Genomic DNA, 16,424 nt, shown 5'->3' with positions numbered 1-16,424 from the left:
TCAATTAAATTTTTTCTAATTCAAATATAATTTTTTCCCAAAATAAGTAACTATCTTTTTTGTTATTCATTACATATTTTGAAAAATATTCTTCATATTTTTTTTCATTGATTTCTAAATAACTTTTAAAATTTATATTCTTGTTGTCATCTATGTTAATTGCTTTAGTTCCGAATTCTTTAGCAAAAAATTTTATATTATGAACTGATTTTGGATAGTTTTTAGACATTTCATTGGTGTATATAAAAAGTATTGGTTTTTTCAAGATACAAGCGAAATTAGCAGAAGTAGATCCATGCATAATTACTAATTTCGATTTTTTAATTAAATTATATGTATCATAAAAAAATTTTTTATTTTCTTTATATCTTGTTTTGTCAAACGGAGCTCTTGGATGAATTGCAACAATAACTTTATTGTTAAATTTTTCCTCAATTTTTGAAAAAAAATTACTTAAAGAGGAAAAATATTTTTTTTTTGTTACAACTTTTTTTTTTAGGAATGTAAGATCTGGATGATTTTCAAGATATGCATCAATAAATACTATAGATTGAGTTTCAATTTTTGAGTCTGAGTCTTTAATAAAAAAATCATAATCCATGGCATGATTATTTATTACTTTCAAATATTGATTTTTATTATAGGAAACTTTTCCTGAAAAAACTAAAATAGGTTTTTTATAAATATAATTTATAAAAAAATTATTTGTCTTATTAATTACTAATCTTAATATTTTATAAAAATTACTTTTTAATGGTAATAAATTTTTAAAAATATCAAAAAAATTTCTTAATTCACTTTTTTTCAAGTTTGGATAATTATTTATATTAAATATTAAACGAGTATTTTTTTTTTCTAATTTTAAATTAGCATAAATTTTAAACAAACTACCTATTGTAAAATCTGCATAATATGCATGTTCAATTTTGTTTAAAATATTTTTTAGTTCTTTAAAATTTGAAATAGTATAATTTTTAAGTTTTTTTAAATCTTTAGATTTAACTTTTTTTTTATTTTCAAATATTTTGTTCGAATTATTTGTTACATTAAAGTGACAGTAAATAATATTCCAATTATGCTTAATAAATATATCTAACCCAAATCTATAGAAATTTCTTTGATCAAGTGGTTGAGAGGTTAAAAAGACAATTTTTTTCAATTTATATAATTTATTAGTTTTAAAGAATGTGTTAGGAATATTTACTCGCATTATAATTTTTTAAAAGTATAAAAAAATTAAAATAAAATTATTCTGTGGTTTTAAATTATCATCATATTTATGCCTTATAATTTGTATTTGTAATAGTAAATTAGATTAAAGTAGTATTTAAAAATGCATAGTATTAATAAATTATATAAAATTTTACCTAATAATATTAAATCACAATTATATATATTTATTGTTTTATTGCTTGTTGCAACGTTTTTTGAATTAATTAGTTTAACATTTTTAATTCCAATTGCAGAAATAATAATTAGCGGAGAGACATCATTTGATTTAATAAATGATTTTTTAGACTACGCTGAAAAATATTTTATTAAAAATCAAATTTTACTAGCTACAATAATATTTGTAGTGGTTCTATTTTTTTTAAAGACTTTATACCTAATAGCTTTTTCATATTGGACAAATAAATTTTCTCAAAATATTTATAAAGTTCTTAGTGAACAACTTTTAGAAAAATATTTAAATAATAATTATTTGTTTTTTGTTAATCAAAAATCTTCAGATTTAATAAGAAATATAGTTTTTGAGACAAAAAATTTGTCTCAAATGACTTTTTGTTATTTAAAAATATTTGTCGAATTGTTTATTTTTACTACTATTGCGATATTAATTTTAGTAATTGATTTTAAGACATCTTTTATCTTGATTTGTTTTTTTTTTATTTTTACGTCAATTTATTATTTTTTTACCAAAAAATTAGTTTATAATTTTGGCACAGTCAGACAAAAATCTTCTGCAAGAATTTTAAAAAACTTGCAGGAAATTTTTGGAACTATCAAAGATATAAAATTAAAAAAATCTGAATTTTTTTTTAAAGATATCTTTAGTTTTAACATTAGATCATTTGTAAAATCTGCCTATAAATCAAACACAATTCAAGAAGCTCCAAGATTTTTAATCGAACTTTTTTTTATTGTAATTTTAACAATAATAATAATATCCAATTTTTCAGAAACTAAAGAAATTCAATCGGTAGTTCCGTTATTAGTAGTGTATTTAGCTGCAGGTTTGAGATTATTGCCAGGTTTTGTTAAATTAAATAGTTACTTGCAACAAGTTGAAAGTTTCAAACCATCATTAAATCTAATTTCTAATGAACTTATACAAAAAAATTTAGTTTCTAGAAATAAAAAAGAAAATGATAATAACATAGATATTTATAACGGTAATATAATTTGCAAAAATTTAAACTTTTCTTATGGAAAAAATGAAATATTTAAAAGTTTAAATTTCAAAATTCATAAAAATTCTATTTTTGGAATATGTGGTGAGAGTGGTTCAGGTAAGTCCACATTGGTCAATATTTTGCTTGGATTGCTGACACCAGATAAAGGTAATGTCTATTCAAACAACTTTGATATACACAAAAATGTTTTAAAATGGCAAAAATTTTTAGGGTATGTTTCTCAAAATATTTTCTTATTAGACGCAAGCTTGAAAGAAAATATTGCTTTTGGAGAAGAGAGTATTAGTAACGAGAAATTATCTATGGCATTGGAAAATGCAAATTTACTTAAGTTTGTGGAAAATTTACCAGAGGGAAAAGATACAAATATTGGTGAAAGGGGATCTAAAATTTCAGGTGGTCAAATGCAAAGAATTGCAATAGCAAGAGAGTTATACAGAAATCCATCAGTTTTAGTTTTAGATGAGGCTACCACTGGTCTTGATTATGAAAATGAAAAAAAAATTTTTCAAACAATAAAGAATTTAAAAAGTAGAATGACAATAATTGTTGTATCACATAATAAAAAAATAATTGAAATGTGTGATAATTTGATAGACCTAAACAAGAAATTTTAATACTAAGTTTTATGGATCTTTAAATGAATACAAATATAATTGACTGTACATTAAGAGATGGTGGGTACTATAATAATTGGCAATTTTCCAAAGCTGAAATTCAAAATTATATTAATGAAATCTCAAAATTAGGTATAAAATTTGTAGAAATTGGCTTTTTATTTTTACCTGTAGACAAAAAAAAAGGTTTAACAGCAAATTGCGATAATAATTTTTTTAAAAATTTTTCCTTTCCTAAAAATATTAATTTTGGAATAATGATTAATGCTTCTGATTTAATTAATTATGCTAATAAAAGTGAAGAGGCAAAAAAAGTAAAAATCTTAAATGATTTAAAAGATAAAAATTTATCCTTTATCAGAATTGCTTGTCATTTTGACGAAGTTTTTAAAATAGAAAAGTATATTAAAATTTTAAGGAAACATAAAAATATTAATTTATTTGTAAATATAATGCAAATTAGTGAGATAAATTCTCAATCAATATATAAAATTTGCAATTATTCAAAAAAATTTTTTAAATGTTTATATATTGCTGATAGTTTGGGTTCGTTAAAAAAAAACCATATAAAACAAATAGTAAAAAAATTTAAAAAAAATTGGCCATATGATTTGGGCATTCATGCGCACGACAATCAATCTTTGGCTTTAGAAAATACTTTGTATGCTAATAAAATTGGTTTGAATTGGCTCGATTGCACAATTACGGGCATGGGTAGAGGGCCAGGTAATACAAAAACAGAGGAATTGATAAAATTTTTTATTAAAAAAAATAAATCTGCAAATAAAGCTATTAAAAAACTTTTGTCAAAGTTTTTAAAATTAAAAAGAAAATATAATTGGGGTACAAATCATTATTATAGATTATCAGGAAAATATAAAATACATCCTACTTATATTCAAACAATGCTATCAGATAAACGTTATAAAAAAAATGATTATATAAGTGCGATTAATTATCTAAAAAATAAAACTGCGAAGACATTTAATCCATTTACACTAATGTCTGCGTTTAAGATTTATGAATTTAATAAGAAGATCAAAATTAAAAATGAAAGCAGTATTTTTGATGATAAAGATAATAAACAAGCCATAATTCTTGGAAAAGGTAAATCTATTGAAAAAATTAAACCACAATTAATAAAAAAAATAAAAAATTCAAAATTATTAGTAATTTGTCTTAATAAAACAAAAATAATTGATGATCAGTTAGTTGATATTAGAGCTTTTTGTCATCCTATAAATATACTTTCAAATTTAAATTATTTTAAAAGATTAAGAAAGAATTTATTAATACCATATTCTTGTTTGGCAAAAAATATAAGAAATTATTTTGATAAAAACCTTATTATAGATTATGGAATTAAGATAAATAAATCAACCAGCATAAATAAAAATTATATCACTATTAAAAGTCCTTTAGCATTGATCTATACAGTAGGTTTTTTAATATCTAAAAACTTTGAAAATATTTTTTTGGCTGGGTTTGATGGATATTCAAAAGATGAACCAAACCAAGACACAAGTTTTGAGATGATTAATTCAATGAAAAAGATGTATTCAAAAAAAAATGTACGTTTCGCATCTTTGACACCTACTAAGCTAAGTGTGAAAAAGATAAATATTAATCAAATTAGATGATGAAATTTTGCATTGTCATTCCAGCTCGATATGGATCAAGAAGATATACTGGCAAGCCATTAGTAAAAATTTTAGGAAGAGAAATGATCTTAAGAGTAGCTGATATATGCAAAAAAGTTGTTAAAAAAGATGATTTATTTATAGCAACAGATGACAAAAGAATTTCTAAAAAAGTGAGTGAGAATGGATATAAATTTATAATGACTTCTAAGAAATGTCTAACTGGCACAGATAGAGTAGCAGAAGCATCAAAAAAAATTAAGTCAGATATTTTTATTAATGTACAAGGTGATGAGCCCACAATTAATCCAAAAGACATTAAAAAAATCATAAAGGCGAAAATTAAATTTCCTAATCATGTAATATGTGGTTATGATAGAATCCACAAATTACAAAATCCATTTAATGTTAATTTACCAAAAGTTGTTATTAATGAAAAAAGTGAGTTAATATATATATCAAGATTAGCAATTCCAGGTTCAAAAAAAAAAAATTTAAAAATAAAATACTTTAAACAAGTTTGTATTTATGCGTTTAATAAAATTGAATTAAAAACATTTTATTCGAAAGGCAAAAAAGGAGAATTAGAAAAAATAGAGGATATTGAGATTTTAAGATTTTTTGAACATAATATTAAGATTAAAATGATAAAACTAAACTCTGCATCAGTAGCTGTAGATGAAAAAAGTGATATCAAAAAAGCTGAAAAAATTATTAAGTCAAAAAAATATAGAATATAATATTAGATAATATTTTGAAAAAAAAAAAAATTTTAGTTACAGGTGCAGCAGGTTTTATTGGCAGCAAGATCTGCGCTAAGCTTGTTGAAAACAACTATTCTGTGATTGGCTGTGATGATTTTTCCTCTGGCTCAAAAAAAAATATAACAAAAAAAACAAAGTTTATCAAAATTGATCTATCTAAAAAAAAAAGAATATCTAATTTACCAAAAAAAATTGATTACATATTTCATTTAGCTGGACAATCCTCTGGCGAGAAGAGTTTTGATGATCCATTAGATGATTTAGATAGAAATTTTAAAACAACTTATAATTTAATTAATTATGCAAAAAAAAATTCTATAAAAAATTTTTTTTATGCAAGTTCAATGTCTGTGTATGGAAATACTACAAATAAAGCAAAAATTAAAGATTACTGTAAACCATTATCATATTATGGTTTACATAAAAAACTTTCAGAAGACTATATTCTAAAAAATTCAAATAATTTTAATTATATAATTTTTAGAATGTTTAATGTTTATGGACCAGGTCAAGATTTACTAAATCAAAGACAAGGAATGGTAAGTATCTACCTATCAAATCTTCTAAAAAGAAATAAGATAATTGTCAAAGGAAGCACAGAACGATTTAGAGATTTTATTTATATTGATGATGTTGTTGATATATGGATTGAAGCTTTAAAAAATAAAAAAATGAATAATAAAATTATAAATTTAGGAACAGGACAAAAAACTAAGATAATGCAAATTTTACAATTTCTTAGAAAAATACATTTTAAAAAAAGTAAAGTGATAATAAAAAATAATACTCCTGGAGATCAATTTGGAATATTTGCTGATAAGTCTATATTTGATCTTACTAAAAAAAAAAAATTTATAGGTATTAAAAAAGGTATTGAAAAGTTTTATTATTGGGCAAAAAAATCAAGCTGAAATGAAAGCTGATTTTTATAAAAAAAAAATTAATTCAATTAACAAAATTAAAAATCATATAAATTATTTTGAAAATAGAAAATCTTATTTAAAAGATGCACAAAATCTATACTATCCAACTTTTACAGATTCTTTTGGTTTATCTGAAATATATAAATTTTCAGATACTAAGATAAATAAATTTTCTCTTTTATCAAAAATATTTAAAAATACTTTCTCAGGTGTTTTTTTTTCGGGACCTAGAGTAATCAAAAATTTAGATAAATTTAATTATAATAATATAATTTTTACGTGGGCAAATTTTGATAATTTTAGAAATGATGGTTCACTTGATGATAAATTTTTTAATGTTAACTCTAAATATTCGAAAAATACTTTATGGATAGTAATATACTTAGATAAATTTTTACCAAAAAAAATAAACAATAACATTATACTTTATCAAACTATTAGAACCAATATAAACATCATTAGATTTACCCATTTTTTATTGAATAAAACAATTAATTATAAAAATCCTAATTTATACCTTCATAGTATTGCAAACTTTTCTTTTTTCGCAGAAAATTTTTTTAATATAGTTAAACCTTATTTGACACCTAACATAAAAAAAATATTTTTCCCATTCGAATGTCAACCATTTCAAAATAAAATCATCCACTATTTAAAAACTGAAAAATTTAAAACTAAAATAATAGGATATATTCATGCACCACCTTTATCTTTTCCATCAAACTATATTTATAGAAAATTTAGTCCAGATGAGATTATTGTTAATGGTGATGATCAATTATACTGTTTCAACAAATTTCTTAATTGGCCAAAAAAAATTATAAAGGTAAGACCATCTACTAGATTTTTAAAGTATAAAAAAATTTCAATGAGTAATAAAATCTATTTTCCAATGACAATTAGAAACTCATCTAGCGTAATTAGTTCATTAAGAAAGATTATAAATTCCAATGAATTTTGTCTTAAAGATATAGAAATCCAGAAACATCCATTTTCTGCTAAAGAAAAAAAAATTATTAATTTTGAACAAAATTTAAAAAGTATATTAAAGAAAGAAAAGATAAAAAAAAAGAATAATAGAAGAGATTTATCTATTTTTATTGGATCCACAGGAGCGATTATTGAGGCTCTAGAAAGAGGAGTTAAAGTAATACAAATATGTGAGTTTCCTGTCTTAGATGTTTATTCTGAAAAATTTTGGAGAAATATTATTGTAAAAAAATTATATAATAATGTATTCACTTACAAATTAAAAAAAAAGGGTAAATTAATAAAATTAGGAAAAAATAATAAAAACAAAAAAATATATGGCTATAAACTTTAAGAAATTGAGTAAAAGATATTCAGGAAAAAAAGTTTTAGTTACTGGACATACTGGATTCAAAGGCTCATGGCTAGTCTTGATGCTTAGATTTTTAGGGGCAAAATTAATTGGTGTATCTAATGGATCTATAAGTTCACCATCTCATTATCAATTGATAAAAAAAAGAATTAATATTAAAGATTATTTTTGTGATGTGAGAAACATTGAAAAATTAAGAAAAATAATAATTAAAGAAAAGCCAAAATTCATTTTTCATCTTGCCGCTCAGTCACTAGTGAAAAGATCTTATTCTAATCCATTAGATACCTGGTCAACTAATTTGGTTGGTACAATAAATTTACTAGAAATTTTAAGAGCTTATAAGGAAAAATGTACAGTAGTTTTTATTACTAGTGATAAGGTTTACAAGAATTTAGAAACTAAAAAACCTTATAATGAGAATAGTGTTTTAGGTGGACATGATCCTTATAGTTGTTCAAAAAGTTCAGCTGATCTAGCAGTTCAATCCTACATAAAATCATATTTTTTTAACAAAAAAAATATTCGGTTAGCAATTGCACGAGCTGGCAATGTGGTTGGAGGTGGCGATTGGTCAAGTGACAGGTTGATTCCAGATTGTGTTAAATCATGGTCAAAATCGAAAAATGTAAATATTAGACAGCCCAACTCAACAAGGCCATGGCAGCATGTTATTGATATTGTTTATGGCTATTTAACTTTATCTTACTTTTTATCAATTCATGAAAAACTTAATCATGAAGTTTTTAATTTTGGCCCAGATCACAATAAGAACCATAAGGTAAAAGAAGTTATTTCTTTAATGAAAAAAAATTGGAAAAAAGCCAATTGGAAATATAAAAAAAATAATAATCAAAAAGAGTCTGTTTTACTAAATCTTGATTCACGTAAAGCAATTACTAAATTAGGATGGAAGCCAATTTTAAAGTTTGAAGAAGTAATAGAATATACGACTAATTGGTATAAAAATTTTTATGAAAAAAAAATAGATACTTACGAACTATCAATCGATCAGATTAAAAAATTTAATGAAATTCTGAAATAAATAATATGAAAGTAGTTATTTTAGCTGGTGGGCTTGGAACAAGAATATCAGAGTATACAAAATTGATCCCAAAACCAATGATACCATTAAAAGGAAAACCTATAATTTACTATATTATGAAACATTTTTATAATTATGGTTTCAAAAACTTTTATGTTGCTATCGGGTATAAAGGTATTGTTCTAAAGAATTTTTTTAAAAAAAATAATTTCCCATGGGACGTGAAACTTATTGAAACTGGCCAGAAAACCATGACTGGTGGAAGATTAAAAAGGTTAAAGAAACATATTGGGAATGAAAGATTTTTTATGACATATGGTGATGGTTTAAGTGATGTAAATTTAAAAAGTCTTTTAAATTTTCATATAAAAAATAAAAAAATAGCAACACTCACGGCAGTCAGGCCACCAGCAAGATTTGGTAAAATTAAATTAAACCAAAAAAATAATGTTATATTATTTAGAGAGAAATCTAGTCTTGATGAGGGGTGGATAAATGGTGGTTTTTTTGTTTTAGAGCCAGAAATTTTCCCTTTAATTAAATCTGATCAAACATTTTTTGAGAAAGAGCCTCTTCAAAAATTATCACAAAAAAGGCAGTTAAAAGCATTTCAGCATAAAAAAATATGGCAATGCATGGATACCGTTAGAGACAAAGAAATTTTAGAAAAACTTTTATTAGAAAAAAAATTAAAATTTTGAAAAAAAAAATCTTAGTTATTGGTGGTACAGGTTTTCTTGGATCTCATGTATGTAATGAAGCTATAAAAAAAAAATATAAAGTGATCAGTGTTTCAACTAAAAAAACAGAATTTAAATCAATAAAAGACGTTAAATATATTACTTGTGATATTACTAATATTAATGCAATAAATAAAAAACTTAATTTTGATGTAGACTTCGTTGTAAATTTTGGAGGATATGTAGATCATACAAATAAAAACAAAACATATAAAAGCCATTTCTTAGGATGTAAAAATTTAGTAAATTTTTATGAAAAAAGAAAAATTAAAAAGTTTATTCAAATAGGAAGTAGTCTTGAATATGGTAAAACAAGATCTCCTCATAAAGAAAAAATCGCTATTCAAAAAATTAGTTTATTAAAAAGTATTTATGCAAAATCAAAGTTATTAAGTACTGAATATTGTTTAAAAGCTTTTAAAGAAAATCTTTTCCCAGTAACAATATTAAGACCATATTTAGTTTATGGGCCAGGACAAAAGATAAATAGATTGATACCTTTTATAATATCAAAAAGTATTAAAAATAATGAATTTGCATGTTCATCTGGTACTCAATTGAGAAATTTCTTATTTGTGGAGGATTTTGTTAAGGCAATTTTTAAAACATTGACCAAAAAAAAAGCTAACGGTGAAATAATAAATATTGGATCTAATAAAAATTTAAGAGTAAAAAAAGTAATACTCATGATCAGAGATTATTTAAATTCTGGTAAGCCAATGTTTGGAAAAATTAAATTGAGAAAAGACGAATCTTTTGAATATTATCCAAGTATAGAAAAGGCAAAAAATTTAATAAATTGGAAACCAACAGTAAAATTTGAAAAAGGACTATCTATAACTATCAAGTATTTTAAAGAATAAAGTGATAAAAAAAATCTTAAAAAAAATTAATTTTTTTAATTATTTAAAATATAATATTATTTTGAATTTTTCAAAAAAAGTTTCAGGTTTGCCCCTTGCTAATAAAGGATTAGATTTTATCGCATCATATTCAAGATCTAACTATATTTCTCATACCATAAGGCCAAAATACTCAGAGAATTTTAAACTAGTTTCAACTGAAGAAATTAACAAAAAAGAATTTGGAATAATTATACAAGGACCGATAAGTAGTAAAAATGAGCTTAACTTTCTGAGAGAAACACTTAAGATTTACAAAAATATTTTTCCTAAAACTTTGATAGTAGTTTCAACGTGGAAAAATTCTTTTTCTAAAAAATTATTTAATGATGAATACATTAAGATTTCAGAACTTGAAAAACCAAAAGTACCCGGTTTTGCAAATATAAATTATCAGATTAAATCTACAAGTAGTGCAATTAAAATTTTAAAAGATGAAGGTATCAAAAGTATTTTAAAAACAAGAACTGATTGTAGGATATGTAAGCCAAATCTTAAGTCATATTTTTTAAGTCTACAAAAAACCTTTATTTCTCAAGACTCGATGAATTCACGAATATTTGCTTCAAATGTTGCGACATGTAAATATAGGATTTATGGTCTAACAGATATAATGCTATTTAGTAAAACAGAAGAAATCGAACTTTACTTTAAAGATGAGACTGAAGAAGATATTCTAAAAAATTACTCCTTTAAAAGAATTATAAACGAAACTGCAGTAATGAGTGAAATTTTATTATGTGCAAGATATTTAAAGAATAAAGGCGTCCAATTAGATTGGACATTAGAACATTGGTGGGAATGTTTATCAAAATATTTTGGCATAGTTGATGTTTACAGTATTGATTTGTTTTGGCATAAATATGACTGGAATTTTGAACAAAGATTCGTCAAAAATTATCTATATAAATCTTCTAGGTCTATAGAATTTAGTGAATGGCTTTCATTATATAATGAGTTTAAACTTAACTTGAAAGCAATTGATTATAAAGAAAGATTTGTTTTAGATAAAAAAAACAATCAAATATCTAAAAAAATTTTCTAAATTAGTTTACAGGCTATATCTAAAAATTTTGAAGTATATTTTTTATTATGAAAATTGATTAATGTAAAATAAAGACTCGATGTTAGAATCTTTAAAGTTTCAATATTATCTATTTGTTTGTTATCCAATACAAGTTTTTCAAAATGGTTTTTAAGTTCACTTAAATATGCTTGGTCTATTTTCTTGTCCAAAATGATATATTCGTAACCAGTTAGGCTTTGATAAATCTTAGCAAAATCATAGTTTATATCACCAAAAATTGTAAATTTTTTACCTAAACTCCCTCTTGGATCTAAAAAAATAAGATCACTATTATTTTTTTTAATTATGTTTGATAAAACTGGATCACCATGAATAACACCAACCTTTCCCTTGTTAAAATTTTCATAATCTTTTAAATATTCATTTAGTTTGTTTAAGTATTTTTTTTTATATTTTCTTAGATTTTTGGTTCTTAGATTAAACTTATTTGAATAATTATCATAAATGTTAATTAAATTTTGGCTTCTCAAAGTTTTTGATTTATGAATGAAGTTTAGTTTTTTAAATAAATTTGTAAGATCTTCTTTAGTTAATAAATTATTTACTAATAAATATGAAAGTTTTAACCCATCTACAGTATCCATTTTATAAAAATTTTTACCAGTCTCTTTAATTTTAGGAAAAAATTTTTTTATTTTAGAGGGTATTTTTTGTAAAAAATTTATTTCACTATTCAATTTATTTATATTTGATGATTTTTTTATTGTAAATTTTTCACCCACAATGACTTCATTAAAATTTCTTGTCAAATAATCCTTTGTTTCGTAGTAACCAAGTTTAGTATTAAGATTTTCTATTGGGTTGATTGATAAATCGTCTATGTAAAAATTTGCATAAGGCTTACCTAGTATGAGCTCGTCATATCTAATTTTAAATAGTTTTAATTGGTTTAAGGTCAAATTTTCTATTTCTTTTTTCACTTTTTTTATATTTCCATTGTGAGTTCTCATTCTTCTGGCAGTATAAATAATTATATAGTGTCCCTGTGAATGAAGAAAATTTAAAAATTTGATATTTTTAATAATTGGTTTTACAGTATTGTAATCATCTTTTACTTTAGGATATGTTACCAATGTATTATCTAGATCAAAACAAAACCTTTTTTTTTCTACTTTATTTTTCTTACTAAAATCTATTACTTGCTTCGGTGTTCCGAGACAGTCAAACTCTTTTTCTTTGATTTCAATCCCTTTTATAGTTTCTTTATTTTTTAATAATAAATTATAAATATCTGATACATAAATTCTTTTATCTTTTTTTAGCGCAGATTTAGAATATGCATTAAATTTTTTAATATTGTTAAAAAAATAAGCACCTGTATTTGCATTGTTACTAATTTTCTTTTTTTCAACTATTTTGTAAATTTTATTTTTATTTAGTTTTACATACGAAAAAATTGGTTCTTTAATTTTAGTCTTATGATAAAAAACAGTATGAACATTTTTATCAATTAGGTTAATAATATTTTTTTTATAAAATGTATCTCCGTCTAAAATTAAAAGACCTTCATTTTTTGAGTTTTTTTCTAAAATACTAGTTAATTTATAAATTGTTTCTACTGGGCCATGAGTATTGTGGTCTAGTTTTAAAAAATTTATATTTGGATATTTTGCAAAATGCTCTTCAAAACTAAATTTTTCCAATTGATTATTATATACAATATAAAGTTTATCTTTCTTTTTTAGTCGCAGGTTATCCAAGACCCAAAATATTATTTCCTTTCCTAAAACTTTTACAAGTGGTTTAGGATCATTGTAACCTAAGTCAGAAAATCTCTTACCAATACCACCAAGAGGAATTATAATAATCATTACTTTGATATATTAGATAAACAAAAATTTTATTACTTCAACAGTATTTAAGTTATAAATAAACTTAAAACTGATGTTTTAAATTTCATTAAAATATATTAAGAAAGATATATTATGGAATTTATTTTAAACAATCTAAATAAAATCTACATAGTTGTTACTCTGTTATTCGCCTCATTATATCTAAGAATTTTATTACAGATTGTTGGACAATCCTGGATAAAGACAATAGCTCACACGTCTACATTGATGTTATTACCAATTCTTACTTATGTAATTACCAGTGTAATCTCAGGAAATATTGCTTTGTCACTAGGTATGGTGGGAGCTCTATCAATTGTGCGTTTCAGAAATCCAGTTAGATCTCCTCTTGAATTATCTGTGTATTTTGGAGCAATTACTATGGGTATAGCGGCATCAGTATCTCTACCGTGGCTTATCTTATTTATAGGAGCTGTTACATTGGTCAGTATAGTTCTTTATTCTTTGAATAAGATAAATAAATTTTTTTCGCAAACTCCTTTTTTCGTTAGTTCATTTTCTGAAGGAAATTCAATGTCAACATTAATGATCGTCACTAAAAGTGAGTTAGACAATTTAAATAATCATGAAGACTTAAAGTCCAAAACATTCAGTGATGAACAAACCACATATATTTTTGCATCATCTGATTTTAAAAATTTACAAGAATTAGAAAAATCTATAAGCTCTAATAATAAAATAATATCTTCTCAATTAAATAAATAAGAAAATGCTTCGTTTTTTTATTGTATTAACATCGTTGATGTTAAGTTTTCAAATGAACGCAGAGTCTAACTGTGATTTTAAAACTTCTGAATTTTTAAATGAGCTAAAAAATCCAAAAAATATTAATTTCATAAATATTAAAATTCCAAAAAGTGGAAAATATATGAGAAATTCATTTAAAATACTTACTTCAAAAGGAGATGTCATACCATCAGATTTAAAAAAAAAGTTTAAGGCAAACTTAACAGTAAATTATAATTTTGGTGAATGTAAATATTTAGCAAAAATCCGTCAAAGTGGTGATAGAAAAGATCATATTAAGTTTTTAAATGGAGGAAAATTATTACAATCTCTTGATGTAAAATTAGATAAAGGAAATATTCTTCGAGCAACTCATTTTAAATTGCTTATACCCGAGACTAGAAATGGAAAAAATGAGATTCTTGCATCTTTAATTTTGAAAAATAGTGGTTTTATTGCCCCTGAAACTTTTGAAGTTTCAACACTAATCAATGGCACTAAGTCTATTATGATTTTTCAAGAAAATGCAAAAAAAGAATTATTGGAAAGAAATTTCAAAAGAGAGGGTGCAATTTTTGAGGGAGATGAAACACTTCTTTGGTCATTCAAAAAATATGATAAATTTTTTCTAGAACCTTTGGCATTATCAAGACTAGTTAATGGAAATTGGTTTTTAAAAGGACCATCTTCTCAAATAATTTCACTTAGCGCTTATTCTAAAGTACAATCTATGTATTTAACTTATGCAGCAACACTACAAGATCAACCTCAGGGGACTTGGGGTGTAAAATTAGAGCCAAATAAAGAAAGTTTGGATAATTTTGTAAAATTTGATTTAATGTTGTTGGCTATGAATGGGTCTCACGGACTAAGACCGCACAATAGAAAGTTTTATTATAACTCAATTACATCAGAATTTATTCCCATATATTATGATGGCGATGTGGATTTTATTGATCTTAAAAATAACCACATGGGACATCAATCTAGAGATATAATTCAAAATCTACTTTCAAGGTCTTTTAACTTTAATTGGTCAAGTCAAATTAATGAAATTGTTGATTTCAAAGATTTAAAAATTGAGTTTATCAAAAGAGTAAATATTCCAGAAAATGATGCTGCGGAGTTTTTTAATTTAGCTATAAAAGTTTATAAATCAAATTTAGTTAAAATTGAAGAATTAATAACATCATCTTCTCGAGTAAAAGATAAAAAAAAAATCAAAAATAAAATTAATTCATACACTGAATTTCAAAAAGAAAATCAAGTTTCTCAGTTGTTAGTTTCAGATGTTAAAATTGATAATGAAAAGTTTGTATTAGATTATTTTAATGGAAATTCAAAAGTTATTGATGAAAAAGAAATGAAAGATATAATTTCTAATAATTTACATGGTAAAGAGAGAGTTACATTAATTCAATCCAAGAGTCTTGAAATAGATACAAATTTTTTTTCAAGAGAGATTTCTGAATTTTCAGGTAAAATTGCAGCATCTCCAGGTATAAAAATTAGTATAGATAAGTCAAATAAATCTATCTCATTCACACAATCTCAAAGTAAAGATTGGGTGTTAATTGACTCAGCTGACTTGAATAATTGGAAAATTAGATTTATCGGATTAGAAAAAAATGATAATGAAAAATTTTTTTCAAAACAAAGATTTAATCAATTTGGTCTAACAGGCTGTTTAACAATTTATAGATCTACATTTAAAAATGTTTCATTTGAAATAAATAATGGTGAGTGTGAAGATAGTCTCAATATTCTTAATTCTAAAGGAAATATTGATTCTATTTACATAAAAAACGCTTTTGCTGATGCTTTGGATGTTGATTTTTCAGAAATAAATGCTTCGATCATTGATATTTCCTATGCATTAAATGATTGCTTTGATTTGAGTGATGGAAAATATAATTTTGAATCTGTTAAGCTCAATGAGTGTGGTGATAAGGGATTATCTGTAGGAGAGCAATCAACTTTAAATTTAGAAAAAATTTTAATTTATAACTCAAATATAGGCATAGCTTCCAAAGATAGTTCAGAGACAGTAATTGATAGAGCCACTGTTGAAAACGTTGAATTTTGTTTGGCTGCTTATAATAAAAAACAGGAATTTTTTGGCAGTTTAATAAAAATTAAAAATATTGAGTGCAAGAATTATTTTAAAAGGAGTAAATTAGATAACTTCTCCAAAATAGAAGAAATAAACAGTAATTACAATAATGAAAATATCTTTGAAAAGAATAATTATCAAATCCAATCAGAGAAAAATTTAGTTAAATTTATTCGCTATGATGAAAAGTTAGAGGCAGAAAAGGTTATAAATACATCAATAAATCACTATTATAAATATGGAATAATACCTTTTTAA

13 protein-coding genes are annotated in these 16,424 nt (G+C 23.5%); 11 read left to right on the top strand and 2 right to left on the bottom strand.

Annotated features, from left to right (window positions below; translation table 11 throughout):
* Window positions 1-4: 4 nt before the first annotated feature.
* The gene (locus B9N70_RS05185) at window positions 5-1,159 is read right to left on the bottom strand and encodes a hypothetical protein (protein ID WP_157101747.1); all 1,155 of its coding nucleotides are present in this window, start codon (window positions 1,157-1,159) and stop codon (window positions 5-7) included.
* A gap of 174 nt (window positions 1,160-1,333) precedes the next feature.
* Between B9N70_RS05185 and B9N70_RS05180 the strand changes: the two genes are divergently transcribed.
* From B9N70_RS05180 to B9N70_RS05140, 9 genes are read left to right on the top strand one after another with little or no spacing between them, the layout of a single operon-like run.
* Complete coding sequence (locus B9N70_RS05180; RefSeq protein ID WP_085114736.1) at window positions 1,334-3,031, top strand: ATP-binding cassette domain-containing protein; 1,698 nt, start codon at window positions 1,334-1,336, stop codon at window positions 3,029-3,031.
* 23 nt (window positions 3,032-3,054) lie between these two features.
* Window positions 3,055-4,671 carry a hypothetical protein gene (locus B9N70_RS05175; protein ID WP_085114735.1) on the top strand — a complete coding sequence of 539 codons (1,617 nt, stop codon included), beginning with the start codon at window positions 3,055-3,057 and terminating at the stop codon, window positions 4,669-4,671.
* Complete coding sequence (locus B9N70_RS05170; RefSeq protein WP_085114734.1) at window positions 4,671-5,411, top strand: 3-deoxy-manno-octulosonate cytidylyltransferase; 741 nt, start codon at window positions 4,671-4,673, stop codon at window positions 5,409-5,411. The genes B9N70_RS05175 and B9N70_RS05170 overlap by 1 nt, the downstream gene beginning before the upstream one ends.
* Window positions 5,412-5,425: 14 nt before the next feature.
* Window positions 5,426-6,346 carry an NAD-dependent epimerase/dehydratase family protein gene (locus B9N70_RS05165; RefSeq protein ID WP_172819958.1) on the top strand — a complete coding sequence of 307 codons (921 nt, stop codon included), beginning with the start codon at window positions 5,426-5,428 and terminating at the stop codon, window positions 6,344-6,346.
* A gap of 1 nt (window position 6,347) precedes the next feature.
* A complete protein-coding gene (locus B9N70_RS05160; protein ID WP_157101746.1) occupies window positions 6,348-7,682 on the top strand; it encodes a hypothetical protein in 1,335 nt (444 codons plus the stop codon).
* Window positions 7,666-8,745: a CDP-glucose 4,6-dehydratase gene (gene rfbG, locus B9N70_RS05155; protein WP_085114731.1), complete on the top strand. Its 1,080-nt coding sequence runs from the start codon at window positions 7,666-7,668 to the stop codon at window positions 8,743-8,745. The genes B9N70_RS05160 and rfbG overlap by 17 nt, the downstream gene beginning before the upstream one ends.
* Before the next feature lie 5 nt (window positions 8,746-8,750).
* Window positions 8,751-9,446 carry a sugar phosphate nucleotidyltransferase gene (locus tag B9N70_RS05150; RefSeq protein WP_085114730.1) on the top strand — a complete coding sequence of 232 codons (696 nt, stop codon included), beginning with the start codon at window positions 8,751-8,753 and terminating at the stop codon, window positions 9,444-9,446.
* Window positions 9,443-10,348, top strand: coding sequence for an NAD-dependent epimerase/dehydratase family protein (locus B9N70_RS05145; RefSeq protein WP_172819957.1), 906 nt, complete (start codon window positions 9,443-9,445; stop codon window positions 10,346-10,348). Before B9N70_RS05150 ends, B9N70_RS05145 begins: the two co-directional genes overlap by 4 nt.
* A gap of 1 nt (window position 10,349) precedes the next feature.
* Complete coding sequence (locus B9N70_RS05140) at window positions 10,350-11,432, top strand: WavE lipopolysaccharide synthesis family protein (RefSeq protein WP_172819956.1); 1,083 nt, start codon at window positions 10,350-10,352, stop codon at window positions 11,430-11,432.
* Here B9N70_RS05140 and B9N70_RS05135 read toward each other — a convergent pair.
* On the bottom strand, window positions 11,429-13,285 hold the full coding sequence (locus B9N70_RS05135; protein ID WP_085114727.1) for a sugar phosphate nucleotidyltransferase: 1,857 nt from the start codon (window positions 13,283-13,285) through the stop codon (window positions 11,429-11,431). The two genes, B9N70_RS05140 and B9N70_RS05135, sit on opposite strands and share 4 nt — an antisense overlap.
* A 114-nt stretch (window positions 13,286-13,399) precedes the next feature.
* Between B9N70_RS05135 and B9N70_RS05130 the strand changes: the two genes are divergently transcribed.
* Window positions 13,400-14,032, top strand: a complete 633-nt coding sequence (locus tag B9N70_RS05130; protein WP_085114726.1) for a DUF4956 domain-containing protein — start codon at window positions 13,400-13,402, stop codon at window positions 14,030-14,032.
* Window positions 14,033-14,036: 4 nt separating this feature from the next.
* Window positions 14,037-16,424 (top strand): hypothetical protein, encoded by a 2,388-nt coding sequence (locus B9N70_RS05125; RefSeq protein ID WP_157101745.1) that lies wholly within the window; start codon window positions 14,037-14,039, stop codon window positions 16,422-16,424.

Source organism: Candidatus Pelagibacter sp. HIMB1321, from assembly GCF_900177485.1.
Taxonomy (GTDB): Bacteria; Pseudomonadota; Alphaproteobacteria; order Pelagibacterales; family Pelagibacteraceae; genus Pelagibacter.
The sequence above is the reverse complement of the archived record's forward strand: the minus strand, read 5'-3'. Positions and strand labels throughout refer to the sequence as shown.